Origin of the sequence: Paenibacillus pasadenensis DSM 19293, from assembly GCF_000422485.1 — a bacterium.
Lineage (GTDB): Bacteria > Bacillota > Bacilli > Paenibacillales > Paenibacillaceae > Paenibacillus_O > Paenibacillus_O pasadenensis.
Genome location: NZ_KE383852.1, coordinates 143481 through 158371 on the forward strand (window position 1 = coordinate 143481; position 14891 = coordinate 158371).

The 14891-nt window shown below is 64.9% G+C and carries 17 protein-coding genes and 1 tRNA gene; all 18 read right to left on the reverse strand.

Going from position 1 to position 14891, the window contains the following annotated elements; all coding sequences use genetic code 11:
* Window positions 1-230: 230 nt before the first annotated feature.
* Complete coding sequence (gene aroH / locus H582_RS0118770; protein WP_028599768.1) at window positions 231-605, reverse strand: chorismate mutase; 375 nt, start codon at window positions 603-605, stop codon at window positions 231-233.
* Complete coding sequence (gene aroB / locus H582_RS0118775; protein WP_028599769.1) at window positions 602-1705, reverse strand: 3-dehydroquinate synthase; 1104 nt, start codon at window positions 1703-1705, stop codon at window positions 602-604. The genes aroH and aroB overlap by 4 nt, the downstream gene beginning before the upstream one ends.
* 1 nt (window position 1706) lies before the next feature.
* Window positions 1707-2876, reverse strand: a complete 1170-nt coding sequence (aroC, locus tag H582_RS0118780; RefSeq protein WP_028599770.1) for a chorismate synthase — start codon at window positions 2874-2876, stop codon at window positions 1707-1709.
* A gap of 258 nt (window positions 2877-3134) precedes the next feature.
* Entirely contained in the window at window positions 3135-3956 is an 822-nt protein-coding gene (locus tag H582_RS28420) for a CheR family methyltransferase (RefSeq protein ID WP_043111590.1), read from the reverse strand.
* A complete protein-coding gene (ndk, locus tag H582_RS0118790; RefSeq protein WP_028599771.1) occupies window positions 3928-4371 on the reverse strand; it encodes a nucleoside-diphosphate kinase in 444 nt (147 codons plus the stop codon). Before ndk ends, H582_RS28420 begins: the two co-directional genes overlap by 29 nt.
* 58 nt (window positions 4372-4429) lie before the next feature.
* Entirely contained in the window at window positions 4430-5404 is a 975-nt protein-coding gene (locus tag H582_RS0118795) for a polyprenyl synthetase family protein (RefSeq protein WP_028599772.1), read from the reverse strand.
* Window positions 5405-5408: 4 nt separating this feature from the next.
* A complete protein-coding gene (locus H582_RS0118800) occupies window positions 5409-6257 on the reverse strand; it encodes a menaquinone biosynthesis protein (protein ID WP_240479043.1) in 849 nt (282 codons plus the stop codon).
* Window positions 6250-6879, reverse strand: a complete 630-nt coding sequence (locus tag H582_RS0118805) for a UbiX family flavin prenyltransferase (RefSeq protein ID WP_028599774.1) — start codon at window positions 6877-6879, stop codon at window positions 6250-6252. Before H582_RS0118805 ends, H582_RS0118800 begins: the two co-directional genes overlap by 8 nt.
* Window positions 6876-7754 (reverse strand): UbiA-like polyprenyltransferase, encoded by an 879-nt coding sequence (locus tag H582_RS0118810; protein WP_028599775.1) that lies wholly within the window; start codon window positions 7752-7754, stop codon window positions 6876-6878. The genes H582_RS0118805 and H582_RS0118810 overlap by 4 nt, the downstream gene beginning before the upstream one ends.
* On the reverse strand, window positions 7751-8470 hold the full coding sequence (locus tag H582_RS0118815; RefSeq protein ID WP_043111591.1) for a demethylmenaquinone methyltransferase: 720 nt from the start codon (window positions 8468-8470) through the stop codon (window positions 7751-7753). Before H582_RS0118815 ends, H582_RS0118810 begins: the two co-directional genes overlap by 4 nt.
* Window positions 8471-8478: 8 nt before the next feature.
* Entirely contained in the window at window positions 8479-9342 is an 864-nt protein-coding gene (locus H582_RS28425) for a heptaprenyl diphosphate synthase component 1 (RefSeq protein WP_084137426.1), read from the reverse strand.
* Between the two features lie 99 nt (window positions 9343-9441).
* Complete coding sequence (locus tag H582_RS0118825) at window positions 9442-9963, reverse strand: hypothetical protein (protein ID WP_028599777.1); 522 nt, start codon at window positions 9961-9963, stop codon at window positions 9442-9444.
* Window positions 9964-10171: 208 nt separating this feature from the next.
* Window positions 10172-10393 carry a trp RNA-binding attenuation protein MtrB gene (mtrB, locus tag H582_RS0118830; protein WP_028599778.1) on the reverse strand — a complete coding sequence of 74 codons (222 nt, stop codon included), beginning with the start codon at window positions 10391-10393 and terminating at the stop codon, window positions 10172-10174.
* Window positions 10394-10479: 86 nt separating this feature from the next.
* Window positions 10480-10556 (reverse strand) — tRNA-Pro (locus tag H582_RS0118835).
* Window positions 10557-10654: 98 nt separating this feature from the next.
* Window positions 10655-10939 (reverse strand): HU family DNA-binding protein, encoded by a 285-nt coding sequence (locus H582_RS0118840; protein WP_373864112.1) that lies wholly within the window; start codon window positions 10937-10939, stop codon window positions 10655-10657.
* A 157-nt stretch (window positions 10940-11096) separates the two neighbouring features.
* Window positions 11097-12089: an ABC transporter permease gene (locus H582_RS0118845; protein ID WP_028599780.1), complete on the reverse strand. Its 993-nt coding sequence runs from the start codon at window positions 12087-12089 to the stop codon at window positions 11097-11099.
* The gene (locus H582_RS0118850; RefSeq protein WP_028599781.1) at window positions 12086-13603 is read right to left on the reverse strand and encodes a sugar ABC transporter ATP-binding protein; all 1518 of its coding nucleotides are present in this window, start codon (window positions 13601-13603) and stop codon (window positions 12086-12088) included. The genes H582_RS0118845 and H582_RS0118850 overlap by 4 nt, the downstream gene beginning before the upstream one ends.
* An 87-nt stretch (window positions 13604-13690) precedes the next feature.
* Window positions 13691-14812, reverse strand: coding sequence for a sugar ABC transporter substrate-binding protein (locus H582_RS0118855; protein ID WP_028599782.1), 1122 nt, complete (start codon window positions 14810-14812; stop codon window positions 13691-13693).
* Between the last annotated feature and the right edge of the window lie 79 nt (window positions 14813-14891).

Consider the following 14891-nt stretch of genomic DNA (forward strand, 5'->3'; position numbering starts at 1 on the left):
TGCCATGCAAGCAATCCCTCCGTCAACGCCGCAAAGGCGATGCGAAGCAGGATCGTCTGCGCGACGCAGGCTCCTCCATCTCAGCTAAGCTCATCTCGACTCGTCTCTCTCAGGCTCCCCGCCACTCCAAGCCCTCTAACCGCCGGACATGATCGGGGACTGCCTGCTCCGCCCTCTACAGGCGATCGCGAAAATCATTATCCCCACTATACAGGGGACCTACCGAGCCGTCAACCCTTGGCGCCGCTCAGATCCGGACGGAGCACGCCGGCGCCGCGCAGGTAGACATGCTTGATTTCTTTTTGCGTCAGCTCCGTGTTGACGGTGACCATCAGCCGGATGCAGCGCTCCAGGCTGCCCTTGACCGGCACCTCGACGGCGCACATGAGCGGCACGAGGTCCCAGCCCTCGAGGCCGCGGATCGCCCGAGCCGGAAACGCCGCGTCCAGATCCGTCGTCACCGTGATGAGCACGCTGCAGATTTCTTCCGGGTCGACCCGGTTCTCCGCGACGATCGCCTGCAGCATCTCCGATGTCGCCTCCAGGATGTCCTGCTCCTCGTTGCGGTCTACCGTGATGGCGCCGCGAATTCCCCTCACGCTCATGGCCAGCTTGCCTCCCGTTTCAGCCGCTCGACGATGTCCCGGACCCACTGCTCGCGGATGTCGCTGCGAATCTCGACTTCTCCGATCGCGGTCGGCACGACGAACACCATTTTGCCTTCGCCGAATTTCTTGTCATGCATCATCGCTTCCATGATCCGGTCCGTATCGAAATGCTCCGGCAGCGAGACGGGCAGACCGGCCTTGCCGAGCGCCTCGCGGGTACGGAGATACACCTCTTGCGGCGCGCCGAGCTGCACGCCGAGCAGCGCCGAGCCGATCATGCCGATCGATATCGCTTCTCCGTGAAGAAGCTCTCCGTAGCCGGCCACCGCCTCGAGCGCATGGCCGATCGTATGGCCGAGATTGAGGATCGCGCGCAGGTCCTGCTCCGTCTCGTCCGCCGACACGACGGCCGCCTTGACCTCGCAGCCTTTGAACAGCGCGTAGCCGAGCGCTTCCGGATCGAGCGCGAGCAGCCGATCGGCGTGCCGGACGCACCAGTCGACAAAAGCGGCGTCGCGAATGAGGCCGTGCTTGACGACCTCCGCCAGCCCCGCGCTCACCTCGCGCCGCGGCAGCGTCTTCAGCGTGTCGAGATCGTACAGCACGAGCGCCGGCTGGTGGAACGCGCCGATGATGTTTTTGGCCATCGGATGGTTCACCGCCACCTTGCCGCCGACGCTGCTGTCATGGGCAAGGATCGTCGTCGGCATCTGCACGAACCGGATGCCGCGCATGTAGGATGCGGCCGCATAACCGGCCAGGTCGCCGACGACGCCGCCGCCGAGCGCGACGATCGCGGACTTGCGGTCAAGCCCTTCCTCGAGCGCCCTCGTCATGATCTCCTCGAAGCGGGCGAGCGACTTGGACGACTCGCCGGCCGGCACGACGCAGGAAGCGGCGCGGAAGCCGGCCGACCGCAGCTGCTCCAGCAGCGGCTCCAAATACAGGGGAGCGACCGAATCGTCGCTGACGACGAGCAGCGGAGACTTGACGCTCAGGCCGGCTTCAAGCAGCTCCTGCCCCGCCTGGCCGAGCAGGCCCTCCCCGATCCGGATCGGATAGGACCGCTCGCCGAGATCCACTCTGAGCTCGCGCATGTCAGTAGCCTCTGACTTGCTCGAGGTAGCCGTCGTAGTTGCGGCGGATCTCCTCCATCGAGTCCCCGCCGAACTTCTCCAGGAACGCCTTCGCCACTTCCCAGGCGACGACATGCTCCATCACGACGCTGGCCGCCGGAACGGCGCAGCTGTCGGAGCGCTCGACCTGCGCCGTGAACGGCTCGCGCGTGTCGATGTCGACGCTCGCAAGCGGCTTGTACAGCGTCGGAATCGGCTTCATGACGCCGCGCACGACGATCGGCTCGCCGGTCGTCATCCCGCCTTCGAAGCCGCCGGCGTTGTTGGAGGCGCGGTGGTAGCCCCGCTCCTCGCTGTATAAGATCGGATCATGCACCTGGGAGCCGCGCAGGATGCCCGCCTCGAAGCCGATGCCGATCTCGCAGCCCTTGAAGGCGTTGATGCTGACGACGGCTCCGGCGATGCGGGAATCGAGCTTGCGGTCCCACTGCACATGGGAGCCCAGGCCGACCGGAACGCCTTCGACGACGCATTCGACGATGCCGCCGATGGAGTCTCCGTCCGCCTTGATCTGGTCGATGTACGCCTCCATCCTGGCTTCGGTCTCTTTGTCCACGACGCGGACCGAGGACTCCTCGGTCAGACGCGCGAGCTCGTCGGCCGGCAGCTGGTTGGGCGGAGCCTCGATGTCTCCGATGCGGATGACCTGGCCGGCGACCTTGATGCCGAAGGCGGCCAGCAGCTGCCGGGCCATCGCGCCTACGGCGACGCGCGCCGCCGTCTCGCGGGCGCTGGAGCGCTCCAGCACGTTGCGCAGATCCTTGAGGTCGTACTTGAGCCCGCCGTTGAGGTCGGCGTGGCCGGGCCGAGGACGATGCACGCGCCGCTTGGCCTCGTCTCCGCCCTCGATCGGCTCGATGTTCATGACCGAGGTCCAATGCTTCCAGTCGTTGTTGGCGACCACGATCGCGACCGGAGCCCCGGTCGTCCGCCCGTGGCGCACGCCGCCGACGATCTGCGCCGTATCCTTCTCGATCTGCATGCGGCGTCCGCGGCCATAGCCCTTCTGGCGGCGATGCAGCTGGAAGTTCAGCTCCTCGAAGTCAAGCTGCAGGTTGCTCGGAAGCCCCTCGATAAGGGCCGTCAGCTGGGGGCCGTGCGTCTCTCCCGCTGTCAAATAACGTAAACTCATGCCAGATCTTCCCCCTCGTATTCAGGCCCGGTTTATCCGATCGCTTTACCACAGCGACGCTTTTAAGAACTCAAGCGCCATGCTGCGGAAAGGAGGACCGGCACCGCTCCGGCGGGGGATGCATCCCTCGCCGGTCGGCGCCCGGCCCTGCTCGGCTCAAGGCCGTCCGTCCCGGTTTCTTTGCCCATTATAGTATATGGCGCGTCCGTTTGACAAGAAAGCAAGCCCGGCCGTTGGACGGGCCGGGCTTGCGGGCGCTCAGGCTTTGCGCCGGTAGAAGAACGTTTCCGCCGACTCCAGCCCGTAGTCGCCCGGAGAGAAGATCTGCTCCGTGCTGCCGACGAACAGGATGCCGCCCGGACGAAGCGCTTCGGCGAACTTGCGGTAGAGGAGCGTCTTGGCCTCCTCGGTGAAATAAATCATGACGTTGCGGCAGATGATGAGATCATAAGGCCCGTCGAAGCGGTCGTCCAGCAGGTTGTGCTGGCGGAAGCGGATGATGCGGCGCAGCTCCGGACGCACCGCGAAGCCGCCGGGAATCGCCTTGAAATGCTTGTCCAGCAGCGGCTTCGGCACGTCCTTGACGGAACGGGAGTGGTACTCGCCCGCCTCCGCCTTGGCGAGCACGCCCCGATCGAGATCGGTCGCCGTGATCTCGGAGCGGGCGGAGGCGCCGAGCTCCTCCAGCAGGATCGAGAGCGTATAGGGCTCCTCCCCGGTCGAGCAGGCGGCGCTCCAGCAGCGCAGGCGCGGGTTGTCCTGCAGCAGCTCCGGCAGGAAGCGGCTGCCCAGCACTTCCCAGCGGCCCGGGTTGCGCCAGAATTCGGAGACGTTGATCGTCATCCGGTCGAGGAATTCGTCCATCAGCTCGGGCGAGCGGCTGAGCGCCTGCCAGTAGGCGTCGAAGGTGGAGAAGCCGTGGCGGAGGCGCAGCGTCGTCAGCCTGCGCTTCATCTGGTTCTCCTTGTATTGCGACAGGTCGATGCGGGTATGGGCGCGGATCTGCTCGACGAAGCGGAGGAAATCGGGATCCGCCCCCGCCGCAGCGGGATCAGATCCAGCGGGCGATAGTCCGGTCATAGCTTACGATCTCCTCCGGTGCGAACCAAAGTGCGATCTCCCTCTCGGCATTTTCGGCGGAATCGGAACCGTGCACGAGGTTGAGGTTCGTATGTATGGCAAAGTCCGAGCGGATCGTGCCGGGCGCCGCCTCGACGGCGTCGGTCTTGCCGATCATCGCGCGCGTCAGGGCGATCGCGTTGTCCGCTTCCCACACCATCGCGAATACGGGACCCGCGGTGATGAACACGATCAGCTTGTCGTAAAAAGGCTTTCCCTTATGCTCGCCGTAGTGGGTTTCCGCGAGCTCCTGGCTCACCATCATGAATTTCGCGGCCGCGAGCTGCAGCCCTTTTTTTTCGAAGCGGGACATGATCTCGCCGATCAGCCCTCTCTGCACGCCATCCGGCTTGACCATGATCAGCGTTCTTTCCATGCGCTTCCCTCCTGGATCGATGCGGCTGCCGACCTTCCTTGCCGCGGGCGGCGAGGCGTCAATAGCTGCGTTTGTTGATGAAATGGGCGATGTCGATCAAATTCTTCTTCGCCGGAAGATCCGGAAGTCCTGCCAGCGCGGACAAAGCTTTTGCCGTAAATGTCTCCGCCATCCGCTCCGCCGTCGCGACGCCGCGGCTGCCGCGGATGAGCTGGATCGCCGCATGCGTGTCGGCGCGCCCGTCGCTTTCGCGGATCGACCGGATCTCCTGCAGCAGCGGCGTCCTGCGCTCCTCCTCCTGGAGGGCCAGCAGCACCGGCAGCGTGATGTTCCCTTGGCGGATGTCCGAGCCCGGCGGCTTGCCGATCTGCTTCTCGGTGCCGAGCAGGTCGAGCAGGTCGTCGCGGATCTGGAACGCCATGCCGGTGTTGTAGCCGAACCGGTAGAGCAGGCTGCTCGTCCTGCGGTCCGCACCCGCCGCGACCGCGCCCATCTCGCAGCTGATGGCGATGAGCAGGGCGGTCTTGCGGCGGATCCGCCTCAGATAGTTGCGCACCGACTGCTCCGTATGGAAGAAGTCGCGCACCTGCTCCATCTCGCCGATGCACATCTGCACCATCGCCCGCGCCAGAATGCGATGCAGCTCCGGCTCGCGGGCCTGCGTCATCAACCCGAGAGCCTTGGCGTAGATGAAGTCTCCGGTGTACATGGCGATGCGGTTGTCCCACTTCGCGCCGACCGTCGGCTGGCCTCTCCGGGTGCGGGCGTTGTCGATGACGTCGTCATGGACGAGGCTCGCGCTGTGGATCAGCTCCAGCGAGACGGCCACGCGCTGCAGCTCCTCCAGCCGGTATTCGCCGAAGCGTCCGGCGAGCAGGACGAATACCGGGCGGATGCGCTTGCCGCCCGCCTGCAGCAGATGCAGGGACGACTCGCCGAGCAGGCTGTCGTCGTCGGCCACGGCCGCTTCGAGCTGGCGCTCGATGCCGCTCAGCTCGCCTTTCATTTTGGCATACAGGTCTAGCAGTTTCATTCGTTCACCTGCCTGTCGATAATTGCGGATCGATGAATGCGAGCGACGCCGGCTCGCCGATAAGTCCGAGCTGATGCGCGTAGCGGTAATACAGCTCCAGGCCCTCGCGCAGCTCCGGACCGAAGTCGTAGCGGATCGCGCTGAAGTATTCCCGCCAATAGGCGGGGGAGCCGCCGATCAGCGCGGCCGCCCGCTGGACGAGCGGCTCGGGATCAGCGACGCTCCGGCGACGGCTGTCGAGCAGGTCGCGATGCAGATGGAGCACTTCGTCCGGACGGGAGGCGAGCGCGTCCCGCCGGGCAGCTACGACGGCATAGGTCATGCCGAGGCCCGTCCACTCATGCCACTCCTGGCCGAGGTCCATGACCTCCAGCCCATGATCGGTCCAGCTGGCGCGGATGGCGCTGTCTCCGATGAGCAGCGCCGCGTCGTTTTCCTCGAGCATCGCTTCAAGATCCGGCTGCATGACCGTGTACTCGGGATTGCCGTCGTACCGGAGCGCGAGGATGATCTTGAGCAGGTTGATCGTCGTCGCCGACGTGTCGGTCAGCGCGATCCTCCCTCTCAGCGCTTCGCGCAGCGGCTTTTTGAGGAACAGCAGGAGCGAGCGCACGCGCCCTACCGTCCCGACGGACAGCCCCGGCAGCAGCGCGTAGCTTTGCGGATCCATGCCGTAAATAAACGAGGAGACGGCCGAGACGGCGAGCTTCCCCTCCTGCAGCATGCGGTTCAGTCCCGACGGAACGCGGCGCACGATGCGGTAGTCCTCGGTCTCGTCGGGCACGTAATGGAACAGTGGCCAAGTATTCGTGTAGTCGATTCTGCCGACATCGATCGGTCTGCTGTCAGGCACGCCCATCATCTCCCCAGCGGCGGAACAAGTCATGCTCGAACCCCATCAGATCCAGCAGCTTGCCTACCAGAAAATCGATCAGGTCCTCCATCGAGCGAGGCCCGTAGTAAAAAGCCGGCATCGCCGGCACGATCGAGACGCCGAGGCGCGACAGCTTGAGCATGTTCTCCAGATGGATCGCATGCAGCGGCGTCTCGCGGGGAACGAGCAGCAGCCGTCTCCCCTCCTTGAGCATCACGTCCGCCGCGCGGGTCATCAGATTGTCCGACGAGCCGTGCGCGACGGCCGACAGCGTTCCCATCGAGCACGGCACGATGACCATGCCCTGCATGCGGTACGAGCCGCTGGCGATGTTCGCGCCGATGTCGCCGCTCGGATACAGCCGCAGCCGGCCGTCGTCGGCCGCCTCGCCGAACGCGCGGCGGATCGAGTCCTGCCGCCGCGCGGCGTCCCAGCCGAGCTCCTCCTTGAGCACCCGCCAGCCGGCGTCGCTGATGACGAGGCCGACCTCGCAGCCGGCCTTCAGCAGCTCCTCGATCAGGCGGACGCCGTAGATCGCTCCGCTCGCTCCGGTGATGCCGACCGCCCAGCGCGTAGGGCGGGCCCCCGCCTCGGCGCTCATGCCCAAGCCCTCAGCACGATCAGGTCAAGCAGCGTGAAGACGAGCATCGTGATGCTGAGCCAGCCGTTCATCGTGAAGAAGGCGGTCTGCAGCCGGCTCATGTCGCTTGGCCCGAGGATGAGATGCTCGTAGAACAGGATGCCGATCGACAGGGCGACGCCGGCCAGATAGATCCAGCTCAGATCCGTCATGAAGAACAGCGCGACGAAGCAGGCGGCCGTGACGAGATGGAACGCCTTGGCCAGTTGCAGCGAGCGGACGACGCCGAAGCGCGCCGGGATGGAATAGACCTTTTCCTTGCGGTCGAAGTCGATGTCCTGCAGCGCGTAGATCGTATCGAAGCCGGCGAGCCAAAAGACGATGCCGATGTAGAATACCCATGCCGCCGGCTCGAACGAGCCGGTGACGGCGACCCAGCCGCCGAGCGGCGCGAGGCCGATCGTCAGGCCAAGGATGATGTGGCACAGCCACGTGAAGCGCTTAGCGTACGAATAGATGACGAGGAAGAATACGGCGATCGGCATCAGCTTCACGCAGATCGGATCGAGCCGGGACGCCGCCCAGAAGAACAGGACGAACGAAAGCACGACGAAAAGCACAACCTCGCCGGTCTTCAGCAGCCCGGCTGGCAGTGCCCTTTTTTCGGTCCGCGGATTTTTGAGGTCGATCGCCTTGTCGATCAGGCGGTTGAGTCCCATGGCCGCGCTGCGCGCTCCGAACATCGCCAGCGTGATCCAGCCCGCCTCGGCCCAGCCCGGCAGGCGTCCTTCCATCGTGACGGAGCCGAGCAGCATGCCGATATAGGCGAAAGGCAAGGCGAAGATCGTATGCTCGAACTTGATCATTTCCAAAAAAATGCGTACTTTGCGAATCATCTTCCGTCCGTCCCCTTCGTCCCGATATGAAGCGCCGCGATGCCGCCCGTAAGCGGATCGGCGCTGACCGATTCCAAGCCGGTCCGGCGGAAGATGTCCGCCAGCTCCCGGCGGCCCGGGAACGACTGAAGCGATTCCGGCAGCCATTTGTACTGCTCGTACGACTTGGCCACCAGCTTGCCGACACGGGGCAAAAGATGCTCGAAGTAGAAATAGTAGAGGCCTTTGAACGGCTGCCAGGTCGGCTTGGACAGCTCGAGGCAGACGACCTTGCCGCCCGGCTTGACGACGCGCTTCATCTCCCGCAGCACCTGCTCCAGATCCGGCACGTTGCGCAGGCCGAAGCCGATCGTGGCGAAGTCGAAGCTGTCGTCCGGGTATGGGAGCTGCATCGCGTTGCCCTGCACGAGCGTGATCTGGCCGCCGAGGCGCTCCTGGTCGACCTTGCGCTGGCCGACCTCGAGCATCGCCGGGCTGAAGTCCAGCCCGACGACCCGGCCGGTGCCGCTCGCCTTGGCGATGGACAGCGTCCAGTCGCAGGTGCCGCAGCACAGGTCGATCGCCGTATCGCCGGGTCGGACCGCCATCTTGCGCATCGTGAATTTCCGCCAAGCCTTATGCTGGCGGAAGCTGAGCAGATCGTTCATCATGTCGTACTTCGGCGCGATCTTCTGGAACACCGAATGGACATGGGATTCCTTGGAGCTTGAGTTCATCTGCGTTGTCACCTCGACTCGCCTGCCGTTCCGGCCGCGGCTGCGGCAGCCGGAGCGAGCAGCACATGGACGATGGCTGCCGCCTCCTCGGCTAGCGCCGCCGGAACGATGTCGGACGCGAGCCGCCCGAACCGGGCCGCGCTCTCGCCGAGCTTGTCCGCCAATAAGGCGGTCAGGCCGTATTTTTCAATCCATATGCCCGGGTCGCCCTCGCCCGCCTGCTCCAGCAGCCGGCGGTCGCGCTGCTCGCCGTGCTCCAGCACATGCCACCAGCCCCAGCTGCACGCGAACTCGGCAGCGCCTGCGAGCGCCCGCTTCTCCTCCAGGAGCGTCTCCAGCTGCGCGAGCGCATCCACGAGCCTCGCCCATGCCGGGCGAAGCCGCTCGTCCAGCAAGGACGAATAGCTGTGGAGCAGCACGCCGCGGATGCGGGATTGGCGCTCCACGTATTCCTCCGCCCCGATCCGTCCCCGCTTCATGAGCAGGTAAAGCTCGGTCTTGAGGCGGTTGGACTCGCAGATCGCCTCGCTCAGCCTGCGGATCGTCTCGATCCGCCCGGCGCCGGCAAGCAGCTGGTAGAACCGGCTGCTGAAATAATCTCCGGCAAGGACGCGCAGCTGCCGCTGGCGCATCTGGCGCATGCCGCGGTCGCCGGATTCCGTGTCGACCCGGTCATGGGTGTCGAGACCGAGCTGCACGAGCGAGGATGCGAGCGCATGCAGCTCCTGCGGCTCTCCGTCCGCTCCATGCTTCAGGAAGCAGCTGAGCAGCCGGGCCCGCGCATCGGGAAACGGAGGCAGATCGGCGAAGCGCTCGATCATGTCATGCTTCGTGTACTTGCCGGCTAAATCGGGTATTCGGTAATCTGTCATGAGGGAAGCCTCCGAACCTGACGGCGAATCTTGGGCCGTTCCATAATCTAAATTAGTATACCACAAATGACAGGGAGCCGTACAAACGGCCGCCTCCGCTCAGCGAGCGGGGCGGTCGGCGTCGAAATAGACGAGCCGGAGGCGCGATTGCCACAAACGGTCGCCGCGCAGCGAGATTCCGCTCCAGTCGGCCAGCTCCCGCTCGCCGATCCAGGCGTCCGTGCGGCGCAGGTCGGCCGCCGCGGAAAGGCCGCCGCGCTCCGACTGCAGCCGCGCCAGCAGCCTCGTCACATTGGAGCTGCGGACGAAGCAGAGCTCGGCAAGCCCGCGCAGATCGTCCCGCCAGCGGATGTCGCCGAGCTCCCCCTGCTCCGCCCGCAGGTCGACGCGAAGCACGCTGCCGCTCCATTCGACTCGCTCGAGCCGGCTTCCGAGCCCCAGCGACTGCAGGCTGTCGACCAGATTGGACTGGCCGAGCGCCGCCGGCAGCTCCGTCCGGAACGCCGGCCGGTCGGGCTCCCCCGATCGCCCGGGGCCGATCGGCAGCAGCGCGAGCAGCAGCATCGCTCCTCCCGCCGCGGCCGCGGCCGCGGCCATCCGCATCCATCCTCCCGCTCTCATCGTCCGCGCCTCCCTCCCGGCGGCCTGCCGGACGGCAGGCTGTCCGCCTCTCTTCTAGCCAGTATACGGGAGGGACAGCCGTTTCATGATCGATCCGCGGGGCGGACAAAAGAAAAAGCAGGCTCGCGCCTGCAGCTTGCTGCCGAACTTACGCCTGCAGCCTGATGCCAGGCTAACCTGCAGCCTGATGCCAGGCTTACGCCTGCAGCTAATCCCCCGAGTCCACCGTGCCGTAGCGGGTCATGATCGTCGCCCGTCCCCGGATCTTGATGGCGGAGGTGTGGTCGGTGAACTGCGCCAGCAGCACCTCGCCCTTGTCGAGCTTCTCCGTATGATGAAAGCGCGTATCCGTGCCGCGCGTAAGTCCGATGACCTGCACGCCTTGATCCTTCGCTTTGATGACGATGTATTCTCCATGCAGCTGATCCATCATGCATGCTCCTTTCCGCAGGGGGATGCCCTCTAGAAAAAACTGCTCTCCCGATCGGCGTCAGGAAAGCAGCTGCTCGTTATGTATGGTCGGAGTAACAGGATTTGAACCTGCGACCTCACCCACCCCAAGGGTGCGCGCTACCGGGCTGCGCCATACCCCGATGTCACAAGCCGTGACAAGGAAGAGTCTACCTGAAGGGCGGAGAGGTTGTCAATAACAAAAAACGTCCGAATGCGGTCATTCGGACGGCGGAGCGGTTCAGTTGGAAACCAGATCCTTGAGCGATTTGCCAGGCTTGAACGCCGGCGTCTTGCTGGCGGGAATGTCGATCTCCTCGCCCGTTTGCGGATTCCGTCCCTTGCGGGCTTGGCGTTCGCGCACCTCGAAGTTGCCGAAGCCGACGAGCTGCACCTTGTCGCCCGATTGAAGGGCATCGGAGATGGCTTCGAACACGGCGTCGACCGCTTTCGTCGCATCCTTCTTGGAAAGCTCCGCGACCTCGGATACTTTGTTGATCAGATCGGTCTTGTTCAATGATCTCACCTCCTGTAGTTTCTCACCTTATCACATGGTTTTGCCTTTTCCTGCAAAAATATACCTGCTCAGGCGGAACAAACTTATACTAATACAGCCGCAAGCGGAATACAAGGGTATTTTTGGGCGGTACGAAAGCCCTCTCCGCCCTGCTGCGGCGCGGCATTCACGCCTTGCGGCGGTTCAGGTGGATGAACGTGATGGCAAGCGCGAGCACGAGCACTCCGCCTTTGATGAAGTCGTTGGAATAGTAAGGCACGTTCATCATCGTCAGCCCGTTGAGCAGCACGCCGATGAGCACCGCGCCGAAAAAGGTGCCGATGATGTTGGGCCGTCCCGCGCCGAGCACCGAGTAGCCGACGAACACGGCCGCGACCGCTTCCATCAGGATCGGAGCGCCGGCGCCGGACTGGCCGCTGCCCGTGCGCGCGGCGAACAGCAAGCCGCCGACGGCCGCGAACAGGCCGGACAGAACGTACGCCGTCGTGCGGATGCGGCGGACGCGCACGCCCGAGAGGCGAGCCGCCTCCTCGTTGCCTCCGGTCATCTCCATCTGGCGTCCCATGCGCGTATAGGTGAAGAACACGAACACCAGCACGAACGCGACGATCATGAGCGCGACCGGCACCGGCACGCCGAGCAGCTCGCCCTGTCCGAGCCAGAGGAAGGCCGGGGAGATCGTGCCCGGAGCGGAGGAGCCGTCCGGCATGATCATGTTGCTGTAGATCGAGTTGCCTTTGGTGAAGATCTGCTGCAGGCCCGATACGACATACATGATCGCGAGCGTCGCCAGCAGATCGGGGATGCGGATGCGCACGATCAGCAGCGAGTTGACGAGACCGACGGCCGCGCCGATCGCCAGCGAGCCGATGATGACGACCGCGAGCGGCATTTCGTACCAGACCATGAGCGCGGTCGAGAACGCGATGACCATCGAGACGGTCGAGCCGACCGACAGGTCGAAGCCGTCGACCGACAGCGAGAAGGTGACGCCGATGGCGACGAACGCCGTGATCGAGATGGACCTCAGGATCGAGGCCAGATTGTCGTAGGTGAAGAAATGCTCGTCCCAGAGCGAGAAGAACAGGATGACCAGCCCGATGACGATCAACGAGCCGTATTTGAAGATGAAATCGGTCAGCTTGGCATTGGCTCTCATGAGGTCCCTCCCCTTCCTCCGCTGGCGTGGATGAGAAGCTCCTCCTGCGAGGCTTCTCCGCGCCCGAATTCGCGCACGATGGCGCCGTCGTACATGACCAGGATGCGGTCGGCGATGCCGATCGCCTCCTGGAATTCGCAGGTCAGGTACAGCACCGCCTTGCCTTGCTGGGCGAGCGTCCCGATGACCTGGAAAATATCCCGTTTGGCGCCGATATCGACGCCTTTGGTCGGCTCGTCGAACAGATAGACCGAGGCGTCGGTCGGAATCCATTTGCCGATGCTGACCTTCTGCTGGTTGCCTCCGCTGAGCGTGGAGACGGACTGGCCGTAGCCGGACGTCTTGATGCCGAGCCGGGCGATCAGGCTGTCCGCGCTTCGCTGCTCCCGCCGGCGCGACAGCAATCCGCCGCGCAGCAGCTTGCCGAGCGTCGGCAGCGTCAGGTTGCGCAGCACGGTGTCGCTGGCTATGATGCCCTGGCGCCGGCGCTCCTCCGGCACGAGCGCGATGCCGCCGCGCACCGCATCGGCCGGCTGCGCCGTCCGCACCGGCTTGCCCGCGACGCGCACCTCGCCGCCGCTGGAGGCGTCCGCTCCGAAAATCGCGCGCGACAGCTCCGTCTTGCCGGCGCCGACAAGGCCGACGACGGCCGTAATCTCGCCGCTGCGCACGTTCAGGTCGACGCCTTTGACGCGGCTGCCGCTGCGCAGTCCGCTCACCTCCAGCAGCATCTCCCCGATGTCGGCATCCAGCTTCGGATATTCGTCCTCGAAGCGGCGGCCGAGCATGGCGAGCGCGACATCGTCCGCGTTCGTCTCCGCTGCCGGCTTGGTCCAGATGCGGCGCCCGTCGCGCATGACCGTCACGCGGCTGCACAAGCGGAACACCTCCGGCAGCCGATGCGTGATGAAGACGATGCCGATGCCTTCCGCCCGCAGCGCCTCCATGACGCGGAACAGCCGCTCGGCCTCCTCCAGGCTGAGCGGCGCCGTCGGCTCGTCGAGCACGACGAAGCGCGCCTGCTCCGTCAGCAGCCGGGCGATCAGCACGAGCTGCTTCTCAGCAAGCGTCAGCTCGCCCGCGCGCTTGTGCAGCGGAATGTCCGCCCCAAGGCGGCGAAGCGTCTCGGCCGCCTCCAGATGGAGCGATTTCCAGTCGACCCAAAAGCCGGCTCCGGCGGCCGAATGCCGGTCCAGCATGATGTTCTCCGCGACGCTCAGTCCCGGCACGAGCGCGGTGTCCACCTCCTGGTAGACGCAGTGGATGCCGAGCTCCTTGGCCGCTTTGGGACTGTCGATGCGGACGGCGGCGCCGTCCAGCTCGATGACGCCACGGTCCGACGCATAGGCTCCGGAAAGGATCTTGATGAGCGTGCTCTTGCCGGCGCCGTTCGCTCCGAGCAGCGCGTGGATTTCGCCGCCGGCCAGCTCAAGATCGACGCCGTGCAGCGCCGGCACGCCGGAGAACGACTTGGCGATGCCCGACAGCCTCAGCCGTGAAGGCCGATTGTCCATTTCTTTCCCCTTCCTTTCCTGCCGCAGGCGGAAAAGCAGCGAAAGGCGGCCGGCGGCCGCCTTCCCCTTTTGCCTGCGAACGGACGTTTACTTGTCCGAGCGGCCCATCCACTCGGCAATGCCCTGCTCGCTCTTGCCCCAGCCCTCGACGTATTCGCCGAGCTCGGTCGTGTTGATCTTCTTGTCCTTCGGCAGCGCGTCGCGCGTCACCATGACGGCCTGCAGGACAACCTTGTCGTCGGTCGGGTCGCCGTGCAGCTTCTGGTACAGGTAGCGGGCCTGCACGCGTCCGATATCCTTCGGATCGACGGCGATCGAGGCGACCCACGGGGAGTTCTCGTCCTGGATCAGCTGCAGGTCCTCGTCGCTCATGTCGATGCCGTACACCTTGATCTCGTTGCGGCCGGCTTGCTGGATGGCGCGCGTCGCCCCTTTGGCGAACTCGTCCCACGACGCCCACACCGCCGAGATGTCGCCTTTGTTCGGGTATTGCTTGAGGATCGCTTCCATCTGGTTCTGCGTGTCGAGCGCCGGCTTGTCCGCCGTGCCGAAATGCGCGATCTCCTTGATGTCCGGATTGGCGTCCATGAACGCCTTATAGGAAATCTGACGGCGCTCCATCGGAGCGAAGCCGGCCACCCATACCTTGACGATATTGCCTTTGCCGCCGATATCCTCTTTCATCTTTTCGAGCAGCTGCTTGGCCATCTCCTCGTCGCTCTGCTGCAGCACCGTCACGCCGGGAACGGTCAGGTTGGCGTCGAACGCCACGACCGGAATGCCCTTGTCGACCGCCTTCTTCACGCCGGCCTCGAGCGCCTCGGCCGTGCCGTGGTCGGTGAGGATGCCGTCGAAGCCGCCGTTGACCGCCGCATCGAGCTGAGAAGACATGTTCGCCAGGTTGTTGCCGGCGGCCTGCACCTGCAGCGTGCCGCCGAGGCTTTCGACCTGCTCCTTCACGCCCGCGACGTACTGAGCCGAGAACGCGCCTTCGTTGAACTGCATGATCAGCGCGATCTTTTTGCCCTTGAGATCGTCATTGCCCTCGCCGAGCGTCGCCAGAATCGCGTTGGATGGCTTGACCGCGCCCTCGCCTTCGTTCGCCGGCGCGCCGCCGTTCCCTCCGTTGCCGCCTTTGCTTCCGCATGCCGCCGTCGCCAGCATCGCTGCCGCCGCTGCGACCAGCATCGTTTTTCTGCCCCACTTCATCTCTCTTCTTCTCCTCCTGCACGACCGCGCCGCCACTGGCGGCAAGCCAAGTATTGACCTCATCATAGCATGTTTACCA

Excerpts from the sequence above, each read along its gene's own strand:
- H582_RS28420 (WP_043111590.1), bottom strand. The coding sequence starts at position 3,956 with ATGACCGGACTATCGCCCGCTGGATCTGATCCCGCTGCGGCGGGGGCG.
- aroH (WP_028599768.1), bottom strand. The coding sequence starts at position 605 with ATGAGCGTGAGGGGAATTCGCGGCGCCATCACGGTAGACCGCAACGAG.
- H582_RS0118850 (WP_028599781.1), bottom strand. The coding sequence starts at position 13,603 with ATGGACAATCGGCCTTCACGGCTGAGGCTGTCGGGCATCGCCAAGTCG.
- H582_RS0118810 (WP_028599775.1), bottom strand. The coding sequence starts at position 7,754 with ATGATTCGCAAAGTACGCATTTTTTTGGAAATGATCAAGTTCGAGCAT.
- ndk (WP_028599771.1), bottom strand. The coding sequence starts at position 4,371 with ATGGAAAGAACGCTGATCATGGTCAAGCCGGATGGCGTGCAGAGAGGG.
- H582_RS0118855 (WP_028599782.1), bottom strand. The coding sequence starts at position 14,812 with ATGAAGTGGGGCAGAAAAACGATGCTGGTCGCAGCGGCGGCAGCGATG.
- H582_RS28425 (WP_084137426.1), bottom strand. The coding sequence starts at position 9,342 with ATGACAGATTACCGAATACCCGATTTAGCCGGCAAGTACACGAAGCAT.
- H582_RS0118815 (WP_043111591.1), bottom strand. The coding sequence starts at position 8,470 with ATGAACTCAAGCTCCAAGGAATCCCATGTCCATTCGGTGTTCCAGAAG.
- H582_RS0118845 (WP_028599780.1), bottom strand. The coding sequence starts at position 12,089 with ATGAGAGCCAATGCCAAGCTGACCGATTTCATCTTCAAATACGGCTCG.
- mtrB (WP_028599778.1), bottom strand. The coding sequence starts at position 10,393 with ATGGATCAGCTGCATGGAGAATACATCGTCATCAAAGCGAAGGATCAA.
- aroC (WP_028599770.1), bottom strand. The coding sequence starts at position 2,876 with ATGAGTTTACGTTATTTGACAGCGGGAGAGACGCACGGCCCCCAGCTG.
- H582_RS0118805 (WP_028599774.1), bottom strand. The coding sequence starts at position 6,879 with ATGAGCGCCGAGGCGGGGGCCCGCCCTACGCGCTGGGCGGTCGGCATC.
- H582_RS0118795 (WP_028599772.1), bottom strand. The coding sequence starts at position 5,404 with ATGAAACTGCTAGACCTGTATGCCAAAATGAAAGGCGAGCTGAGCGGC.
- aroB (WP_028599769.1), bottom strand. The coding sequence starts at position 1,705 with ATGCGCGAGCTCAGAGTGGATCTCGGCGAGCGGTCCTATCCGATCCGG.
- H582_RS0118825 (WP_028599777.1), bottom strand. The coding sequence starts at position 9,963 with ATGAGAGCGGGAGGATGGATGCGGATGGCCGCGGCCGCGGCCGCGGCG.